Annotated in this window: 14 protein-coding genes and 1 tRNA gene; 8 read left to right on the forward strand and 7 right to left on the reverse strand. The window is 57.5% G+C overall.

The features are described from left to right. The first annotated feature begins 44 nt into the window (after positions 1–44). Positions 45–1,367: a BT4734/BF3469 family protein gene (locus PXH66_RS04020; RefSeq protein ID WP_330932233.1), complete on the forward strand. Its 1,323-nt coding sequence runs from the start codon at positions 45–47 to the stop codon at positions 1,365–1,367. A 52-nt stretch (positions 1,368–1,419) separates the two neighbouring features. Here the strand turns inward: PXH66_RS04020 and PXH66_RS04025 are convergent, their stop codons facing one another. From PXH66_RS04025 to PXH66_RS04055, 7 genes are all read right to left on the reverse strand, one after another. Beyond that, the gene (locus PXH66_RS04025) at positions 1,420–4,461 is read right to left on the reverse strand and encodes a type I restriction endonuclease subunit R (RefSeq protein WP_330931209.1); all 3,042 of its coding nucleotides are present in this window, start codon (positions 4,459–4,461) and stop codon (positions 1,420–1,422) included. Positions 4,462–4,463: 2 nt separating this feature from the next. After that, positions 4,464–5,231, reverse strand: coding sequence for a carbon-nitrogen hydrolase family protein (locus PXH66_RS04030; RefSeq protein WP_330932234.1), 768 nt, complete (start codon positions 5,229–5,231; stop codon positions 4,464–4,466). A gap of 170 nt (positions 5,232–5,401) precedes the next feature. Continuing rightward, the gene (locus tag PXH66_RS04035) at positions 5,402–7,372 is read right to left on the reverse strand and encodes a reverse transcriptase domain-containing protein (RefSeq protein ID WP_330931211.1); all 1,971 of its coding nucleotides are present in this window, start codon (positions 7,370–7,372) and stop codon (positions 5,402–5,404) included. Then, the gene (locus PXH66_RS04040; RefSeq protein WP_330931212.1) at positions 7,369–8,688 is read right to left on the reverse strand and encodes a restriction endonuclease subunit S; all 1,320 of its coding nucleotides are present in this window, start codon (positions 8,686–8,688) and stop codon (positions 7,369–7,371) included. The genes PXH66_RS04035 and PXH66_RS04040 overlap by 4 nt, the downstream gene beginning before the upstream one ends. Further along, entirely contained in the window at positions 8,685–11,036 is a 2,352-nt protein-coding gene (locus tag PXH66_RS04045; RefSeq protein WP_330931213.1) for a type I restriction-modification system subunit M, read from the reverse strand. The genes PXH66_RS04040 and PXH66_RS04045 overlap by 4 nt, the downstream gene beginning before the upstream one ends. A gap of 630 nt (positions 11,037–11,666) precedes the next feature. Then, complete coding sequence (locus PXH66_RS04050) at positions 11,667–11,945, reverse strand: hypothetical protein (protein ID WP_330931214.1); 279 nt, start codon at positions 11,943–11,945, stop codon at positions 11,667–11,669. A 557-nt stretch (positions 11,946–12,502) separates the two neighbouring features. Further along, a tRNA-Asn gene (locus tag PXH66_RS04055) sits at positions 12,503–12,577 on the reverse strand. Positions 12,578–12,757: 180 nt separating this feature from the next. Here PXH66_RS04055 and PXH66_RS04060 point away from each other — a divergent pair. The 7 genes from PXH66_RS04060 (at position 12,758) to bamA (ending at position 19,305) form a co-directional block, all read left to right on the forward strand. Continuing rightward, complete coding sequence (locus tag PXH66_RS04060; protein WP_330931215.1) at positions 12,758–13,378, forward strand: 50S ribosomal protein L25; 621 nt, start codon at positions 12,758–12,760, stop codon at positions 13,376–13,378. A 57-nt stretch (positions 13,379–13,435) separates the two neighbouring features. Next, positions 13,436–14,035: an aminoacyl-tRNA hydrolase gene (gene pth, locus PXH66_RS04065; protein WP_330931216.1), complete on the forward strand. Its 600-nt coding sequence runs from the start codon at positions 13,436–13,438 to the stop codon at positions 14,033–14,035. Beyond that, complete coding sequence (locus PXH66_RS04070) at positions 14,016–14,312, forward strand: 30S ribosomal protein S6 (protein WP_330931217.1); 297 nt, start codon at positions 14,016–14,018, stop codon at positions 14,310–14,312. The genes pth and PXH66_RS04070 overlap by 20 nt, the downstream gene beginning before the upstream one ends. A gap of 24 nt (positions 14,313–14,336) precedes the next feature. Further along, positions 14,337–14,813 (forward strand): single-stranded DNA-binding protein, encoded by a 477-nt coding sequence (locus PXH66_RS04075; RefSeq protein WP_330931218.1) that lies wholly within the window; start codon positions 14,337–14,339, stop codon positions 14,811–14,813. A gap of 57 nt (positions 14,814–14,870) precedes the next feature. Next, on the forward strand, positions 14,871–15,371 hold the full coding sequence (gene rplI, locus PXH66_RS04080) for a 50S ribosomal protein L9 (RefSeq protein WP_330931219.1): 501 nt from the start codon (positions 14,871–14,873) through the stop codon (positions 15,369–15,371). A gap of 183 nt (positions 15,372–15,554) precedes the next feature. Then, positions 15,555–16,970, forward strand: a complete 1,416-nt coding sequence (gene dnaB, locus PXH66_RS04085) for a replicative DNA helicase (protein ID WP_330931220.1) — start codon at positions 15,555–15,557, stop codon at positions 16,968–16,970. A 7-nt stretch (positions 16,971–16,977) separates the two neighbouring features. Then, positions 16,978–19,305, forward strand: coding sequence for an outer membrane protein assembly factor BamA (gene bamA / locus PXH66_RS04090; RefSeq protein WP_330931221.1), 2,328 nt, complete (start codon positions 16,978–16,980; stop codon positions 19,303–19,305). The last annotated feature ends 17 nt before the right edge of the window (positions 19,306–19,322 follow it).

The following is a 19,322-nucleotide window of genomic DNA, read 5'->3' on the forward strand; positions in this document are numbered from 1 at the left end:
GTCGGCCGCCTTGGCGGTCGAGACGCCGCCGGTCCGCTCACGTCATGGAATGCAAACAAAGCGCTGAGCCCTCTATTTTGATGGATCGACGCTTCACCGTCTTTCCTTCGCTAAAATCTAAACGTGACCCGCAAAACGTTTCGTTGCGCCAATTTCTGGCGGACGTGGAACTCGGGAAATGGCGAGAGTCCGTCGAAAGGATTCGATCGTGCGAATCGAAGGATGAAGCCAGCCATCTCAAAAACCGCCTACCTATCGCTAAGGTTTCCGGAACATTCGACGGACTTAAGGCAACGGACATTGTAGAGCCGAGCGGCTTGTTGTGCCTCGACCTCGATGACTTAGGTGCGCGGGCAGATGAAGTCCGGCGGACTCTTAAGGCTGATGTTTATGTGCTCGCGTTTTTTGTCTCTCCAAGCGGTCGCGGTCTCAAAGTGATCGTAGGGACCCAAGTCGCCGAGATTTCCGATCACCGAGCATGCTTCGAACGGGCTAGTGTTCACTTCAAGTCGGTGCTCCCGGCTGATGTTCTCATCGATCCCAGACCGAGCAATGTGGCATCCAATTGCTTCGCGAGTTTTGACTCTCGGGTTTGGAGGGCTTCTAGCGAGCGTTTGGTGTTCGGTCCGGGGGACTGCGATTCAGAAAAAAAAAGTCCGACGGGGTGTGATGTAGATGCATCACATGTGATGCAGTCTTTTGAGAAGGAACTCTTTTCTCCTTCCTCCTCAGAGAGGGCAGCGCTTGGGAGGGAGGATTCCTCCCGATTGATTGCCTGCAATCACATGTCGACCCCGCCAGCCCACATCGACTGCGATCTCAGCGAATTCGTCGAGCGCAACGTTTGGAGAGATTGGGTAAGTCGAACGCCCTATGTTGCTGCCAAGCGAAACGCATTCATTGCCGACCGAGTTCCATTGCTTCTCAACTTGGTTTGCGCGGAGTTGGTGGCAGTGCTCAGCGTGAAATGGTTCGATGGTGCTCCCGGTGGACTGTTTCACGACACACGCGAACGGCATTGGAACGAAACATGGAGCATGATTGGAGGGTGTCGGGAATCATGGCCTACCGTTCGGAACATAGGACGTGACGGTCGACGAATCTACCAAGACCTAAAGGACGACCGATTGCGTGCGGTCTTCCGAATCTGTCATAGCCTCAGTATCTCCAAGAAGAACTTCGCCACCCGGCAATTCTACCTCACCGCTACGAATCTTTCTGAACGCATGCTGTGCGCGTGCCAAACTGCAGCTCGACAACTTAACTACCTCGAAAATGCAGGTGCCATCAAGGTGATTGAGAAAGGCGAACTGAGACGCAAAGGTCATCCCGCGCGTGCGACATTCTATCAATGGATGTTGTCGTAAACCACGACCAGCGTAGGCAGGCCTTACTGCAGATTGTTTCGGCGTGAACGATTCAGTCTTCGAACGTCATTCGGAATACCATGTCGGTGAGCCAGCCACGGAACGACTCGTTGTCTTGGAACTGTTTGAAGAGCTGGGCGTCGTCCTTGAACATCGCGGTGATGACTCGTTGGAGCGCCTTGTCGTGTTCGATGCGAGCGTTTTGCCGGTCGGAGTGTTGCTTCGCGTTTTGGTAGGCTGGGTCCGCTGAAACCTTGGGCGGAATGACTCCCATGATCCGGGCCTCTACGGCCTTGGGATCATTGAACAGTCCGCCGAACTGGTCGTTGAACACTTTGATAATGTTGGAGAGCTTATCGAGCTCCGGGTCCGGTTTGCGGCCTCCGCCACTGGTCGGCACCGGTTCGATCTCCGCATCGGCGTCCGGCAGCGCGATGGCGAGTGTGGCCTGCTTCTCCGCGCGATAGCTGTCCATGTCGATCGATTCGAGGATGCCTTTCGCGAGATCCTCCTCCTTGGGAGCGGGCAGTTTCGGAATGAGGAAGTTCAGGAAGATCGATAGTTTCTCCCACTCTTTGACGCCGTAGGGCAGGATGGTCGCGAGGAAGTCGTAGGTTCGGGTGAAGGCCTTGGCCTTGCCCTTGAAGTCGACCTGACCTTCTTCATCGAGCTCGGCATTGTAGACCGCGACGCAGGAATCGAGGATGGGGTCGAGTTTATCGCGGTCCGCGCCACTCAGATACAACTCGACCAATGCGTCGATCTGCTCGGGGGCGTAAACCTGATACGCATCCAATTCGCCCTTGAGGGTGTGTAGCTTGTTGGCGTCGGTTTCGCGGCTGAGAATCGTAGTGCGGTAGAATTTGGCGAACGATTCTTCGATGGCCTTCGTGTCGTTCTGGAAATCGAGCACGAAGACATCGTGCTTCTTGGGATGTGCTCGATTCAGCCGGGAAAGTGTTTGCACGGCTTTGATGCTGTTAAGCGCCTTGTCCACATACATGGTGTGCAGGAGGGGCTCGTCATAGCCGGTCTGGAATTTGTCCGCGCAGATGAGGAAGCGATACGGATCCTCCTGAATTCTGTCCGCGATGTCATTGCTCGGGAATCCGTTGAGCTTCGCCTCGCTGACCTTCTCGCCCTTGTATTCTGGTTCGCCGGAGAACGCGACGATGGCGCGGTAGGGGCTCTTGATTTCCGTGAGGTAGTCGCGGAACACGAAGAAATACTGGATCGCGCGCTGGATGCTGCCGGTGACCACCATGGCCCGGGCCTGCCCGCCGATTTTGTTTTGGCCGATCACCTGTTCGATGAAGTGGTCGACCATGATTTCCGCCTTGTCGCGGATAGCCTTGCTGTGGCTCTCGACGTAGACGCGCAGTTTCTTGCGGGCCTTCTTCACGTCGAACTCCGGGTCGCCTTCCACCGTCTTGGCCAGCCGGTAGTAGCTGTCCACCGGGGTGTAGTGTTTCAGCACGTCCAGAATAAAGCCCTCTTGGATGGCCTGCTTCATGGTGTAGCCGTGGAACGGCCGGTGTTTGACCTCGTCGCCTTCCGGGCAGGGGATGCCGAACATCTCCAGCGTCTTGTTCTTCGGCGTGGCGGTGAACGCAAAGTAGCTCGCGTTGTTGAGGAGCTTCTTGGATTTGATCCGCGCTTCCAGCTGCGCGTTGATCCAGTCTTCCGCGGTGTCCTCGTCTTCGTCCTTTTCGGCGAGCGCCGCACTTACTGCGGCGGCCGTGCGTCCGCTCTGGCTGCTGTGGGCTTCGTCGATTATGATGGCGAAGTTTCCGCCGCGGTGTTCCTCCCCGATCGTATCAAGGACAAAGGGAAAGGTTTGCACCGTGGTGATGATGATTTTTTTCCCGTCCTTGAGGAATTTCGACAACTGTTCGGTCTTGGACGTGCCGCCACCTTCCTTCACCGCGCCGATGATGCTGCCGACCTGGGAAAAGCCTTTGATCGTCTCGCGGATCTGCTTGTCGAGAATGCGGCGGTCGGTGACGACGATGATCGAGTCGAACACCGCCTTGCTGCCATTTCGCGAGCAGATGAGTTGGTGTGCCAGCCATGCGATGGAGTTGGATTTGCCGCTGCCAGCCGAGTGCTGGATGAGGTAGCGTTCTCCTGCGCCTTTCTCGCGCACGTCGGCGAGAATTTTACGCACCACGTCGAGTTGGTGATAGCGCGGGAAAATCTGCACCCGCTTCTTCTTCCCGGTCTTGGGATTCACCTCCTCGACGATCTGGGCGTAGTTCTCCAAGATCTCGGTCAGTCCAGCCGGTGTCAGGATCGTCTTCCAAAGATAGTCGGTCTTCAGTCCGTTCGGATTGGGCGGATTCCCGGCACCGTCGTTCCAACCTTGGTCAAAGGGTAGAAACCACGAATCCTTGGCCATGCCCTTGGTGCCCTTGAGCGCGGTGCACATGGCAATCTTCGAATCGTCGACAGCGAAGTGCACCACGCAGCGGCCGAAGGTGAACAGCGTCTCCCTCGGGTCGCGGTCGCGCCGGTATTGTTCGATCGCATCCTCGACCGTTTGTTTGGTTAGGCTGTTCTTCAGCTCGAAGGTCATCACGGGCAAACCGTTGATGAAGGCGCACAAATCGAGTGCGCGTTTCGTTTCCTCCCGGCTGTAGGCGAGCTGTCGGGTGATGCTGAAGCGGTTGGCCGCATGCCTCGCCACCGCCTTCAGGTTTTCGGGCGAAGGTGTGCCGTAGAACAGATCGAAGCTGAGCGGCCCGTGTTTGATCCCATTGCGAAGGACATCGATCGTGCCGCGCCGGGAAACCTCTCCTTGGATTCGGGCGAGGAATTTCTGGCGAGCGATGTTCTTGCGGTCCCGGTAGTCGCTCAGACCGAGTTTCCCGTATTCTTCCGGTTGGGTCACCTGCAGGAACGTGAACAGTGGGTCCGTATCCACCGCGAACTCACGATCGTAGCTGGCGGGGCTACCGGCGAACCACCCGCTGCCGTCGGTCAACGGCGGATCCTCTGCTACGATGTCCCCTGCGCCCGACGGCAGTCCGTCCGCGCCGGTCAGGTGCCGCATGATCAGGGTTTCGAGCCCTTTCTCGGAGGTATCGGTTTTCATTGTCATGAGTTTCCGAGGTTGATTCGTCGGAGGACTTGTGTGGGTGAGAAATCGGGCGGCGTCGGCTTGAACTCCTTGGAGTCCTTTTGCAGTCCGTATCCAAGACGCTGATGGTCGCGTAGTCGCTTGAGCGGTAGTTCCATCGTCAGGAAGGTTTGGTTGTCGCCTCCTTTTATTCTTAGCGGGCTGTTCTTTTGTTTCTCAGTTGGCGCGGGACTGACAACTCGCGAGTCGCCGAAATCGGCACTGTTCACCTGGACAACGAAACAATGCAGGTCGCGAGCGGCGGATTCTACGATGTTCGAGAAATAGCTGACGTCGGGATTGTATTCGGAGGCTACGATGAAATCCACCCGTGCCTTGAACAAAGACCGATCCACCAAGCTTGTGAGTTCGTAGCAATTGTAGAGGGCGAAACTCGCCCCTCGCCACTGGATCAGTTGGTAGAGGCTTTTATTCGGGCGATCGGCAACTGTGAGACTGTTGTTGTCCAAGACGAATGTCTCGTAGGGCGAATAATGTCGCTTCAAACGCAGGACCGGAACGCAGGCCTTCGTTCCATTTGGCGCGCGGTAGGGCAGCGCTGCAAGCAGCTCATTCCACGCATTTCCACTGCGATCGATTCGATGTTCGAGACCACAAACGACGCCGATCTGGTGCTCGCGTGCCCACCGGGTGATGAAGGTGGCCCACGCGTGAGGGACTGAAACCTCAGGGAGAATCAAAAGGTCGATACGCGCTGTCGGATGGCGCGTGCTGTAGCGAAGCACGTCATTCAGAAGTTGATCCAATTTCCGGCGCCTTTGAGCGGAGACGTTCGGAGACCGAAGGTAACTCTTTTGAATATTGTCCCCGTCTACGACGATATGCGCCAAGGCCACCCTTAGGGAGTCGTGGAGGTCAGGGGTCGTTTGGCCGATTACTACGTTCCTAAATCTACTCATTGTGGACCGTCCTCCTCTCCCTTGATCAGTAGGCTCGACACACCGTCCAGTTCCTTGCCATGGAATCGGGCGTAGAGGGAATTTGCGGCGGTGATGGAGTCTTCGCCTTCGTCGTCGACGAACCATGAATCTATCAGCCCAACGCATTCCTCGAAATGAACGAATCGAGGGCTCCACTCGATTTTCTGGCGGGATACGGGGTGTGCTCTCGTTTCGTCCGGGACGATGTAGTCTCCCGCGTAGTCTGTGTAGTTGAGCAGCGGAACAGCGACCAAGTGGTGGCGAATCAGGTTCGAGTCCCGCCAGAGTCGTGTTTCCAATGATGGGAAGAACTCAGCGCGGAGTGCACGGCAGATTTCGTAGGACACCTGCAAGTGGTCTCGGAGACTCTGTTTGAGCAGTCGTGTGATCTTTCCTCCGTGAACTTCATTGCTCGCTTCATCGTCCGCCACATATCGCAACCGTCGCAGTTCGCCTTCAATTTGACCTCGAAGGCGTTCTGCGTCTTCGAGATTCCCGGCAGCAATCAGGAAGGCGAAGACACGTTCCCACATGTCCCAGTATTCGAGTGCGTTCCGACCTTTGAAGAACATGAACAACTCGCGTTTGGTGTTCGCATCCAGTCCCTCGGCCGCGAGCAGTTGAAGTTGGGTTTGCTTCGCCAGATGTTTGGCAAGTTCCCATCGGTTTTCGGCGATGCCCTTTACGCTGCGGAGCTTGTTTATCGATCCATCATAGAGCAGGTCATAGGCAACTTGCTCGACTGGACTTTCGTCGCCATCGACCGGGAGCATAGCAAAGTCACTGGCGTTCTCCTGTAGCTCTTTTCGGAACTTCTCCAAACCGGCAAACGAATGCCCTGCCTCAAAAAACTGGAGGACGCATTTCCGTTTTTGGAGAAATAGTCCCTTTGAGGAAACGACCTCGTAGCGCCCGCTGTGGTTGTTGAGATGCATCACGCCCGTGCGAACCAGGACGTCGTCCATGAACCGCGTAACGGGGTGTTGGCCCGGTTCGGTGTCATTTGCCACGACGATCAGAATGTCGTCGACGTATCGGCCATAGTAAGCGGGGCGAACTTCGGAGAGTATTGCTCGGTCAAAATCTCGCAGATACCAGTTGGCGATAACCGGCGACGAGCAGAGTCCGATTGGCAAGCAGGTCGATTCAGGCGGCAGTTCGGTGTGGGTGCCGTTCAGAAAGGGTGCAATTTGGAGCTGATACGCGTCTCCGATCGCCTTAACGCAGCCTAGGAGATTTTCACCCAGTATTTCACGCGAGTAGACCCATCGCATCGAAGAGTGGATGTCCTTTTTCATGCGAATCGAATTCCATAGCTCGTCCCAATCGAGCTGCACGCGATAATAGAACTCCTGCAGATCCAGTGCGATGATGCATGCACTGCGATTCTCACGGGTCAGCAGGTCGGCTGCCTTGTTGATGCCGTCATCGCGCCATTTGGCGTAACGCTCATGATACTTCTGGAACAGGTTCGCCGAGTGGTCATCTTCGTTCCCCACCAAGTTATCGAGCCGGGACCCGTAGCAATTTTCGACGAGTAAGGCGTCAAGTTTGAAGCCATTCGTCATCAGCCAGAGGACGGCGATCAGGTGTAGCTCAATTGGACCATCGAAGAGGTAGTTCACCTTCTCGATGGGGTAGTTGCGTTCGCTGGTTACGTTTGAAACAAAGCTGCCTTCGTCGTCGTCGGGTTTTCTTTTCGGCCGCAATGACTTGGGCGCGAACACGAAGCCGACCCCGTCGAGCCACTTTCTGAATAGTTCGCTCGAAAAGGGGGCATCTACTTTGAGCACGCTCTCAACCTGCTCCAATCGGTCGAGAAAATCTTCTCCGCACTCAAACTCGGCGAGTCGCTTTCGAAGAAACAGGAAGGTCTTGTCGTAGTAGACCATCTGCTTGAGCTTCTTGTAAGCGACGCGGACGAGCTTGTCGGAATCATGGATCACGGCTCCATTTCCTCCGGTTCGTCCTCGTCGGTTTCCTCTTCGTCTGCGTCAAGTTGATCTGCCTCAGCGATCGGGAGCCGCTCGGCGAAGGCGCGGACATCCAGTTTGCCCGTCACGACGTCTGCCGTCAGCCGCGTCCGGAATTCCTCAACAAGCTTTACACTTTGGGCGACGGACTGAGCGACAGCATGCTCTTGGTCTAGCAGGTCGATGATGCGGGCTTGGGCCGGAACTGGGGGAATCCTGATTTTCTCCTTCAAAAACGATTTGATGTTGAGAGGCCTATTGCGTCCTGCGGCTCCTCTTGAATGTAGATTCAGCAACATTCCGCCGAATTTAGTTCGAAGAATTGCGAGTAAGACTTCGCTCGAAACTATCTGCTCGCGGCCTCTTAAGATTGGGTAGCGATGGGATGCAACGCATTCATCGTCCTTTTCTCGGGCAAGCGCTACTGCACCCTCCCAAGCGAACTGACCGCTGATCACAAGATCTCCGCGACGTATCCAGAAGAAATCTGAGTCGCCCAGTTCAGACCCTTGCGCCGACGGCTTGTGAAAGATGCCACGTCCACGGTTGTAAAGTCCGATTCTTGTATACGTTTCTCGTGACCGCCGGTCGATTGGACGAACAATGAGTTCGGATGCCGTCGAAAGGCGCATGATTTCGCCGTCCGGCCTCTGCATCGCCTCTTCCGTCACTTTGACGAGCATCTCCGTTATCAAAACCAATTCACGGCGCTTTGCCCGGATGAATTTGTCTATCTTCCGGTTCACATGCTCCAGAAATCGCACGACGGCCGCTTGCTCGTCGGGGGGAGGGAGTGGCACGCCCAATACACCGAACGCATCGAAGTAGAGCCTTAGAAAGCCCGATTCCCCTGTGCCCAACCCTCGTGATTCCATTCTGAATACGCGACCGAGAACTGGGGATTTGAAAAGTTGCAGGTAGTAGCCCAGCACAATTTCCCTCAACGGCGAAAGGACCGCGTAGTCTGGGCTCACCAAGCCAATCTTTTTTGGTATGCCGAATAGACCCATCGAAGCCCGCATTCGGTTCATCACGATTTGCCTTGGGTAAACCCGCTTATAGTTGATCAGTGCAGTCGGTAATATCGGACGGCCTCCCATTAGGTGGTGATCAACGAGGCCACTGTTCATCCGAAGCGACAGCAGACTCTCTTTCCCTGTGGTGCTCCTCTCATCAACTTCTCGGAAAATGGTTTTGAGTCGATTTATCTGCCAGTGACACGGCACGGCACCAAGCCACTTCAGTCCAGACTCCCTGTTTTCTGAATACGGATGGAGTCCCTCGATCATGTCTTTGCGCCTTTCGTGATCTCGGTGAGCAGGCCCTCAGTTTCCTCTTCGAGTCTGAGGATGTCGGCGCTGATTTCGGCGAGGGTGCGGAGTTTTGGTGGATGATAAAAGTGGCGCGTGAAGCTGACTTCGTAGCCGATCTTGGTGTCAGCCTCGACGATCCATGCGTCGGGCGTGTAGGGCAGGACTTCGCGGCGAATGAACGCCTCGATCCCGCCTTCCTCGAGCAAGGGGATTTGCTCGTAGTCGCGCAGTTCGCTGTCGGGCTCGTATTCGACGACGGAGCCGGAAGGGAGGACGGAGCGGGCGTCGGCGAGCGACGCCCCTACAGGGTAGAAGCCGCGCAGCGGGTCGGGTTCCGCTTTGCTGGGTTTGTGGACCTTTTTGATGACGGGCGGGGCGGGTTCATCGCGCCAGCTCACGGCGCTGATGATGGTCTTTCTGTCGGAGGCAGTGAGCTTCTGACCGAGCTGCTTCAGGGCGACGTCCACCTCTTCGAGGAAGACGTTGTGGTCTTCGAAGAGTCCGTCGCCGAGCGCGTCGCGGAGTTTCTCCGCTGTCTCGACGAGCCCGGCATCGCGTTTCCAGGTGTCGGCATCGAGGAGCTTCTTCTTGGTTTTCTCCGGCAGGCCTTTCTTGCCGCCCCCTTCGCTGTTTTCGTCGTCTTCGCCGGCGTCATCCTGCCCCCAGTTGTCCACCAGCTTGATCAGTTGGTCGCGCACGGAGGTGGGTTTCTCGAACAGGTCGTCACCAAGTTCCTCGTAGAGCGCGGCGCGAACCTCCTCGTCGCCGGAGGCGAAGCGGAGCGCCTCGATGCGCTCGCGGGTGAGCTGGCTGCGGAGGCGGAGCGGGCGCTCGATCTTGACCTTCCAGTAGCCGAATGCGGCGTTGGGGAAGATCTTCGACTGCGGGGTTTCCTCGAACGTGAGGAAAGTGTCGCAGATGCGTTTGATGTCCTCGGGCGCGAGTTCGCAGTTCTTCTTACCCATGTTCTTGCGCAGAGGGCGGAACCATTGGGTGGCGTCGATGAGCTGAACCTTGCCCTGGCGGTGCGCGGGTTTGCGGTTGGTGAGCACCCAGACGTAGGTGGCGATGCCGGTATTGTAGAAGAGGTTGAGCGGGAGCGCGACGATGGCCTCCAGCCAGTCGTTTTCGATGACCCAGCGACGGATGTTGCTCTCTCCCTGACCGGCGTCGCCGGTGAAGAGGGAGGAGCCGTTGTGCACTTCGGCGATGCGGCTGCCGAGGGGGGAGCCGTGCTTCATCTTACTAAGCATGTTGGCCAAGAAGAGCATCTGGCCGTCGCTGCTGCGGGTGAGAAGGGAGTATTCAGACTCGTCGGCGTGGGAGATGACGAAGCGCGGGTCCTTGATGTCCTTCTTGCCGCCCATGCGCTCCAAGTCGCTCTTCCAGCTCTTGCCGTAGGGCGGGTTGGCGAGCATGAAGTCGAACTCGCGGGAGCGGAAGGCGTCGTTGGCGAGTGTGCTGTGCTCCGGACCGCCCACGATGTTGTCGGCGGCGTCGCCGTCGCCCTTGAGCAGGAGGTCGGCTTTGCAGATGGCGTAAGTCTCGCCGTTGATTTCCTGTCCGTATAGGTGGGTGGCGACCTGCTTGCCGTGGTCCTTGGCGATCTGTTGAAGCGTTTCCTCGGCGACGGTGAGCATGCCGCCGGTGCCGCACGCGCAGTCGTAGAGCAGGTAGGTGCCGCTCTCGATCTTGTCGGCCACGGGTAGGAACATGAGATTCGCCATGAGCCGCACGGCGTCGCGCGGGGTCCAGTGCTCGCCGGCCTCCTCGTTGTTCTCCTCGTTGAAGCGGCGGACCAGCTCCTCGAACATCGTGCCCATGGAGTGGTTGTCGAGGCCGGGCAGGTCGGCGGTCGGCTGCGGGCTGAGGTTGATGTCCTTGTCGAGGAACTTCTCGATGAGCAGGCCGAGCGCGTCGGCCTTGGAAAGGCGCGGGATCTGGTTTCGGAATTCGAAGTTTTCGAGGATGTCCTGAACGTTGGGCGAAAAGCCGTCGAGGTAGGCGCCGAAGTCGTCCTTGAGCTGCTGCTGGGTGGCGCGGGACTTTAGATCGCGGAGCAGGAAGGGGGAGGTGTTGTAGAACGCTTGGCCGGAGGCGGCTCGGAGAGCGTTGTCCTGATTGGTCACGCCTTCCTTATCGAGGGCGGCCTTCATCTCCAAGACAGCCTGCTTCGTCGGCTCCAGCACGGCATCGAGGCGGCGGAGGACGGTCATCGGGAGGATGACGTCGCGGTATTTGCCGCGCACGTAGACGTCGCGCAGAACATCGTCGGCGATGTTCCAGATGAAGTTGGTGAGCCAGTTGAGTTGGGTGGAATCCATTGTCAGGGCGGCGACCGGAATATCGGAGGGTCGGAGGCCGGGGTGTTTAGGGAGGTGGGAGAGCCCGATATGGCGAACGATCAAACTGGAAGTTGATTCCTTCCCCGGGGGAAGGAGTAAGCTGAACAAAACAAGTCACCGGCCAGTGCAACTACGTTGAAATTCAAAGGAACGAACTGTCGTAAATTGAACAACCGTAGATGGCTACGACGACAAGGTAAATACGAGGTAATCGATTGTGTCGGTGCGCACGCTCAACTATCGAGCGAAGTGCGCGGGGCATTACCAGAATTTGTTGCTGAGAATTTTCCCAAAATTTTTAAGCACCACTGCCGAGCGAAGACGACGGGGCAGGGGACTCCGATATTCCCGCGCCTACACTGCCTGCTACGGGTGCGCAAGAGAAGGGGTGGCCCCTTCTCGGAAGTTCTCGACCGGCTCGTTCGTGGCTGAAGCGGCGAAAATCGTGAGAGTAGTGGTGTGTGCGAGACAGTTTTGGATGCGATACGCCGACAGCCTTTCGGTTCGGCGGGTCGACGGGGCTTTTAACCGTGATATACAAGGCCGCGATGAGGCCATCCGGTAAGACGGTCGGGCTGAGTGGTCGCGATTGACGCCTACGGATTCCGCTTAATTCGAAGAGTCGGGCGGCTCTGGTGGACTCTCGGCCAGAGCCTTCGCACGGTCCGCTTTCACTTCCTCCAGGAGTTTGGCTGCTTCCGCTTTGTTGGCGTCGGTCATGTAGGAAGGGACCTTCTTCTCGGTCTCATAAACCACCGGTGCACCTGAAGCATCCATTGGTTCGGGATCGTCGGAACGGTAGACCAGAACGACCATGCCAACGAGTGCGACCGTCACAACGATCAGCGGCCATTTCTTGAAGCTACGTTGGGGCGCTTCGTAGGACATCGGTCTTTATGGATATGATTTTGCGATAACGGTCAACCTACGCTGGTAGGTAGGGCCAAATGCAACCGTCACGACCGATCTTTGCGGGGGGCGTAGGAGAGTCGCTGACGCACTTGCCTCAGCTGGTCGCACCACATTCGATTGGGTCAATGCCCCCGGAGGATCAGACTAACGGTTCCCCGACTCCAAACGTCGATTCAACTGCAAGCGAGAAGCACCCAAGTTCGGGCCCGCCGCTCTGCGATGAGGTTCCACGGATGGAGATTCATGGCAACATTCCGCTGACGCAGGAGCAGCAGGAGCAAATTTACCAAGCGGGAATCAGGGCCAGAGGGAAGCGTGCTGAGAATCCGTCGGCCGATGGGTAGGGCAGTCATCAAGCGGAACGGGCTTACGCCCTGATCCGGGGCATCGATCGCGGGCGCGTTTTGCGGCGACACGTGTTCGGGTTTCACGACGGACCGCAGCGGGGCGGTGAGAGTTGGGAAAACCGGACAGAAACCGGACAGACAAAAATACCCAAAAAAGGCCAACGATTGTAAGTCGTTGGCCAAAAGTGGCTGCTCGGGCTGGGGTCGAACCAGCGACCAAGTGATTAACAGTCACCTGCTCTGCCACTGAGCTACCGAGCAATGAAGAGCCGCTGAACAACATGGTCGATGGAAGGGTTGTCAACGCTCCATTTGCCATAATTTCGCCAAAAAATTTCATGGTCCAAAGATTTGGTTGCTTTCAACGGGGCGATTCTATGGCTTCTCCCTCTTTTCCACTACGCCTGCCTCCAATTCCGGGGTGACAGGGGGAACGAAACCATGTCCACAACCACCACACTCCAAGTCTCCGCACGCGAGCAAACGGGGCGCTCCGCCTCCCGTCGCCTGCGCAAATCCAATCAGATCCCGGCGATCCTCTACGGCAAGCACAGCGAGCCGACCAAGCTCACGATCGACGCTCCGGCGTTTCGCAAGCTGCTCAAGAAGATTTCCGGTCGCAAGACGATCATCGAGCTGACCCGCGAAGGTGCGGACAAGCCGGCGCTCTCCTTCCTGCAGGAAGTCCAGCGTGATCCGATCACCGATATTTATTTGCACGCCGATTTCCAGGAAATCCACGCGGGTGAAGCGTTCGAGGTTGAAGTTCCGGTTGTCGTCCGCGGCGAGTGCGTCGGCGTGAAAACCGAGGGTGGTGTGCTCGAAATGGCCTCGCCCACGGTGCGGGTGCGCTGTTTGCCGAAGGACCTCCCGGGCGCCATCGAGGTGGACATCACCAATTTGCATGCGGATTCGACCATCAAGATCGGCGGACTGCCGGTCATCGAAGGTGTCGAATACCGCGATCCGGTCGGCCAAGTGGTCGTGGGCTGCACCGCCGGCGAAGAGGAAGAGGAAGCCCCGGCTGACGCCGCTGCGGCGGCCAAACCCGCCAAGAAGTAACCCGCCGCGGCGCTTGTCGCCGCGTGATTTTGGCGGTCTCCGCCTGTTCTTTGCATCATGTCCATCAAGCTCGTGCTCGGCCTGGGAAACCCCGGCCGGGAATACGCAGAAACGCGTCATAATATCGGTTGGAGAGTGCTCGATGCCCTCGCCGAACGAGAAAAACTGGCGTGGAAAACGCAGCCTGCGTTTTCCGCCGAGATCGCCCGGTGGGATCACCCGTCCGGTCGTCCGGTGCTGTTGGCCAAGCCACTCACGTATATGAACGAGAGTGGCCGCGCCGCCGCCGCGCTCACGAGCTACTTCAAAATCCCCAAACCGGCCATCGCGCTCGTTTACGACGATCTCACGATTGATCTCGGTTTGGTGAAGATCACCGATCGCGGCAGTGCCGGCGGCCACAACGGCGTGGCCGACGTGCTCGCCAAGCTGGGCAACGGCTTTATCCGCCACCGCCTGGGGATTGGTCCGAAGTCGCCCCCGCAGATGGACCTCAAGGATTTCGTCCTTGGCAAGTTCAGTCCCGAACAACGCCTCATCGTCGAACAAAACCTAACCCATTATTTATCCGGCTTGGATCTGCTGCTGACCAGTGGAACCGAAAAAGCCATGAACCTTCTAAACCGCAGAGTCCCACATGAACCCGAACAAACGTAACTACCGCGCCACCTTCATCCTCGATAACCGTGGAGTGGAGGAAACCGTTGAGCAAATCATCGAAAACGTGAAGCAAGAGATCGTCACTTGCGAAGGCGAAGTCGGTGAGATTGAAAACCTCGGCCAGCGTGATTTCGCCCGCGTCACCGACCCGAAGCGCCCGAGCGGCGTCTACGTGCAGGTCGACTTCGCTGCTCCCGCCACGGCCCCGGCCGCCCTCAAAGAGCGCCTGCGCCTCAACCGCACCGTTTATCGCACTTACGTCCAAAGCGCCTGACTTTGTTCGTAGCGCCCGCACCCCATGGCCAATCTCAATCGCGTCCTCCTCATCGGCAACCTGACCCGTGACCCGGAACTCCGGGTGACGCCGAAGGGCAATTCCATTTGCCAATTCGGTTTGGCGGTCAATCGCACCTTCAAAGACGGTGCGGGCCAGCCTCGGGAAGAAACCACCTTCATTGATATCGAAGCGTGGGGTCGGCAGGGCGAAGTGATTTCGAAGTATTGCACCAAGGGTCGAGCGCTGTTCGTCGAAGGTCGTCTCCGTTTTGATCAATGGGATGACAAAAACACGGGCCAAAAGCGCAGCCGTCTCTCCGTTGTGCTGGAAAATTTCCAGTTCATCGGCAGCCGCGGTGACGGACCGGGAGGCGATGATTCATCCGGTGGCAGCGGCAGCAGTTTCTCCGCTTCGCCGGAGCGCAGTTCACCACCGCCCCGCGCTCCCAAGCCCGCTCCGGCACCCGAGGAAAACCTCGACGAAGACGTGCCGTTCTAATGCGCCTCCTGCGCTCTCCTTTCCAAAAAACAAGATAACACATACTTAAATCTTCCCATGGCTAACACCGAAGTTCTCCTCCTCAAACCCGTCGATGGTCTCGGCGGCGAAGGCGACCAAGTAAAAGTTCGCGCCGGCTACGCTCGTAACTTCCTCCTCCCGCAGGGCTTTGCCGCCCCCATGACCGTTGCCAACCGCAAGCGCGTCGATGCGTTGTGCAAGCGTCGCGCCGAGCGCGAAGCCGCTGAGCTCAACGGGGCGCAGGATCTCGCCAAGCAGCTCGAGAAGCTCTCCATCGCATTCGCCGTGCAAACGGGCGAGGGCGGCAAGATGTTCGGCGCCATCACGGCCGCCGACTTGCACGAGAAGATCATCGAGGGCGGCGTCGAGCTCGATAAGAAGAAGGTCCACCTCTACACCCCGGTGAAGACCCTCGGCAACCACACCGCCAAGATCAAGTTGCACCCCGAAGTCAGCGTCGAGCTGTCCTTCGACGTCGTTTCCGAAAACCCGATCGAGGAATCGACCGAGGGCGAGGGCGACGAGGCTCAAGCCTGATCTTCAGCGCAATCCCTTTGACCGCCGCGGACCCCTTGGTCTGCGGCGGTTTTGTTTTATACCTCCGTTCCCGTCAGCCGCTCCGCATCGCGGTGTCGTCCGGTTTGTGGATAAGACCAACAACTTTTCCGCTCCTCAGTTGCCAGCGCTCGCGCGGATCTATGCGATGGTGAATTCAGCTTAATGGATCAAGCCCCCCCAGAGTTCAGGTCAAAGAATCGCCGTCGCCCCGAACGCAACGGCGAAGACAGCGATGTGCCGACGTTGGGACGTCAGCCGCCGCACTCGATCGACGCGGAGGAATACCTGCTTTCCTGCTGTCTCCTGGATGGATCGGACTCGATTGCGAAGTGCTTGGAGAAGAAGCTGCCTCCGGCCGCCTTTTTTTTCCCGGCCAACCGCATCATTTACGAAAAGCTCCTCGAGCTTTATCAAAAGAGCCCTCCCGTCGCCATCGAAGTGTTGGCGGAGGAGCTCAAGACGACCGGACAATTGGATGAGATCGGCGGGGTGCCTTACCTGATGCAGGTGAGCAGCCGGATTCCCACCACCGCCCAGACGGACTACTTCCTGGAGCGGGTGCGTGAGCTCTACCTGCTGCGCCAGTTGATCAAGGTCGGCACCTCCACGGTGGAGCAGTGTTTTTCGTTTCAAGGCGGGCTGGAGGAGTTCGTCGACAAAGTCGAACAGGACATCTTCCAAGTGACGCAGGATCGCGTGAGCGATGCTGCGAAGTCCATGAAGGAGACGGCGAAGGAGGCCTGGGTGGTCATCGACAAGATGATGCACCACAAGGGCGAGATCACCGGCGTGTCCTCGGGATTCAAAGAATTGGACGCGATGACCTACGGCTTCCAGGCCGCGGAAATGATCGTGCTGGCCGCCCGTCCGTCGATGGGCAAGACCTCGCTGGCCCTCAACATGGCGGAATCCGCCGCGCTGCCCAAACGCGGTGAACCGGCGGGCGTGTTACTCTTTTCGCTCGAAATGAGCGCGGCGCAGTTGGGCATGCGTATGCTCTGTTCGCGAGGCCGGGTAAATATGAAGAAACTTCGGGAGGGTTTCGTGCGTCCCGGAGGAGATGAATACCGTGATCTGGTGCAGGCCGCCGACGAACTCTCCAAAGCCCCCATCTTCATCGACGACTCCAGCCAGCTGACCATCATGGAGTTACGCGCCAAGGCGAGACGGCTCGCCACCCGCCAAAAGCTGGGATTTGTCGTCGTCGACTACCTGCAATTGCTGAGCGCGACCGACCCCAAGACTCCGCGCGAACAACAAGTTGCGGAAATTTCCCGCGGATTAAAATCCCTCGCCAAGGAACTTGCAGTCCCCGTGTTGGTTCTCAGTCAGCTCAATCGTGCCGCTGAGAAAGAAAATCGAACTCCCAAACTCTCTGATCTCCGTGAATCTGGCTCCATCGAGCAGGATGCCGACGTCGTCCTGATGCTTGCTCGTCCTCGAGATGCCGATGAGAAGTTTCAGGTCGCCGCCGACTCCGCCGAGTTAATCGTTGCCAAGCAACGAAACGGACCGGTAGGAGACTTGAAGCTTACGTTCCTCCGAGACATCACTCGCTTTGAAAACTACACACCGTAGTCCGCTAATGCGGATATTCCGTATTTTAGTCCTGTTTGCCTTGGTCTCCGGGAGTGGCACGTCCGCTCTGGCCCAAGACTTTGGTGCTGGAAGCGCTCCGACGATCGAACAGATCATCATTCGTTTCCAGGGTGCAACCAATGTGAGCGAGCAGATCGTGCGCGCCAATATGCAGGTGCGTGAAGGTTCCGAGCTCAGCGAAGTGCTCATCGACCGCGACATCCGGTCCTTGTATCGCACGAGTTTGTTCGAGTTCATCGAGGTCAAGCGGGAGACGTTGCCCAGCGGCCGGGTGAACCTGGTGTTCGAGCTCACCCCGCGCTACCGCGTGCTGACGGTGATTTTCGACGGCAATGACCGCATCCGCGATCGTCGGTTGGAAAAAGAGATTTCAACCAAGGCCAACCTCGTGCTCGACGAGCGTCAGGTGAAGGAGGATTCGGAGAAGATCCGCGAGTATTACCAGAAGGTCGGATTCAACCGGATTTCCATTTACTACGAGATCGACCGTGATCGGTCCACGGGCTTCGGCACGGTCACCTTTAAAATCAGTGAAGGTGCCAAGGTGCGCGTTTCGTCCGTCGATTTCACGGGCAATGATCACGTCAAGGCGCGCAAATTGCGGAAGCAGATGGAAACCAAGAAGTGGTGGTTCTGGTCCTGGTTGCTCGGCACGGGTCGCTTCAAGGACCATGAGTTCGAAGACGATTTGGAAAAACTGCGGGATTACTACCGCGAGGAAGGTTACCTCGATGTGCGCATCCCGCCGGAACAGATCCGTTATGACTATCCCACGCCGGAACGCCTGGAGATCACCATCCATGTTGATGAGGGTCGCCAATACCGGATCGGCACCATCGATGTCACCGGGGCCACGAAGGTGCCGGGCGAGTTGCTGAAATTCGCCTTGAAGCAAAAACCGGGCGATGTGTTCGTCCCGTCCAAGCTCGATGAAGATGCCGCCGAGATTGAGAAGTTTTACGGTCGAGGAGGGCACTTGGATGCCCGGGTGACCCTGTTGCGGGTGCCGAATCTGCAGACGGGTGACATCGACCTCGAATACATCATCGACGAAGGCGATCCCTACGACGTCGAATCCATCCGGATCGAGGGCAACACCAAGTCCAAGAGCATCATTATCCTGCGCGAACTCGTGCTGGGACCGGGTGAAATCTTTGACACGACTCGCATGGAGATTTCCAAGCTGCGTTTGGAAAACACGCGCTTCTTCGACGACGTGAACATCACGCCGGAAAGCACGAACATCCCGGGCCGCCGCAACCTCAAGGTCGCGGTGCGTGAAGGCCGCACGGGTAACCTCACCTTTGGCGCCGGCTTCAGCTCTCTGGAGCGGGCCGTGATCTTCGCCGAGCTGACCCAGTCCAATTTCGATATCTTTAACCGTCGTTCCTTCTTCCAAGGCGATGGCCAGAAATTCCGGCTGCGCCTGCAACTCGGTGACCAGTCCAGTGAGATCGTGATGTCGTTTGAGGAACCCTGGTTGTTTGAGAAACAACTGGCCACGGGCTTCACCCTCTTCCGCACCACGTCGGACTTTAACAGCGCCATCTACAACGAGATCCGCACCGGTGGTGAAGTCTACATGCGCAAACGCCTCTTTGAATTGGTCAACGGCCAGTTGTCCTACTCCTACCAAGTGGTGGATATCGGCAACATTTCGCCGAGCGCCCCGGCCGTGGTGCAAGCATTGGCCGGCGAGCGTTCGATTTCGAAAGTCGGCTTCACGTTGGAACGCGACACGCGCAACAAGATCGTCAACACCACCGCCGGTAATCGCGTCGAACTCCGTTTCGATGTCGCGGGTGGCATCTTCGGCGGCGACTCCGACTACTACCGTATGGAGTTCCGCGGGGCGCAGTTCTATCCGTTGTTCGAGTTCCAACAGCAGGTGCTCGCCATCATCCTGCGTGGTGGCGTCGTCGACAGTTACGGCGACAGCACGGGCGTGCCGTTCTACGAGAAATTCTTCCTCGGCGGACCTTACACCCTGCGCGGCTTTGAATACCGTGAAGTGGGTCCCAAGGATTCGCTGAGCAACGAGCCGATCGGTGGTAACACCTACGGCATGCTGACGCTGGAGTATACGATCGATATCGTGTCCCCGGTGCGTTTCGCGATCTTCTACGACGCCGGTTTCGTCAACGACGGTGCGTTTGATTTCAATCCCGCCCGTTACAACGACAACTTCGGTGTCGGTCTGGGATTGTTCGTGGCAGGTGCCCCGTTGCGCCTCGATTTCGGTATTCCCCTCACGTCGGATGACGTGAACGATAAGGGTAACCAGTTTAATTTTTCTTTCGGCACCCGATTCTAATTTGTTAGTCCTAGCTA

Source organism: Synoicihabitans lomoniglobus (assembly GCF_029023725.1).
Lineage (GTDB): Bacteria > Verrucomicrobiota > Verrucomicrobiia > Opitutales > Opitutaceae > Actomonas > Actomonas lomonigloba.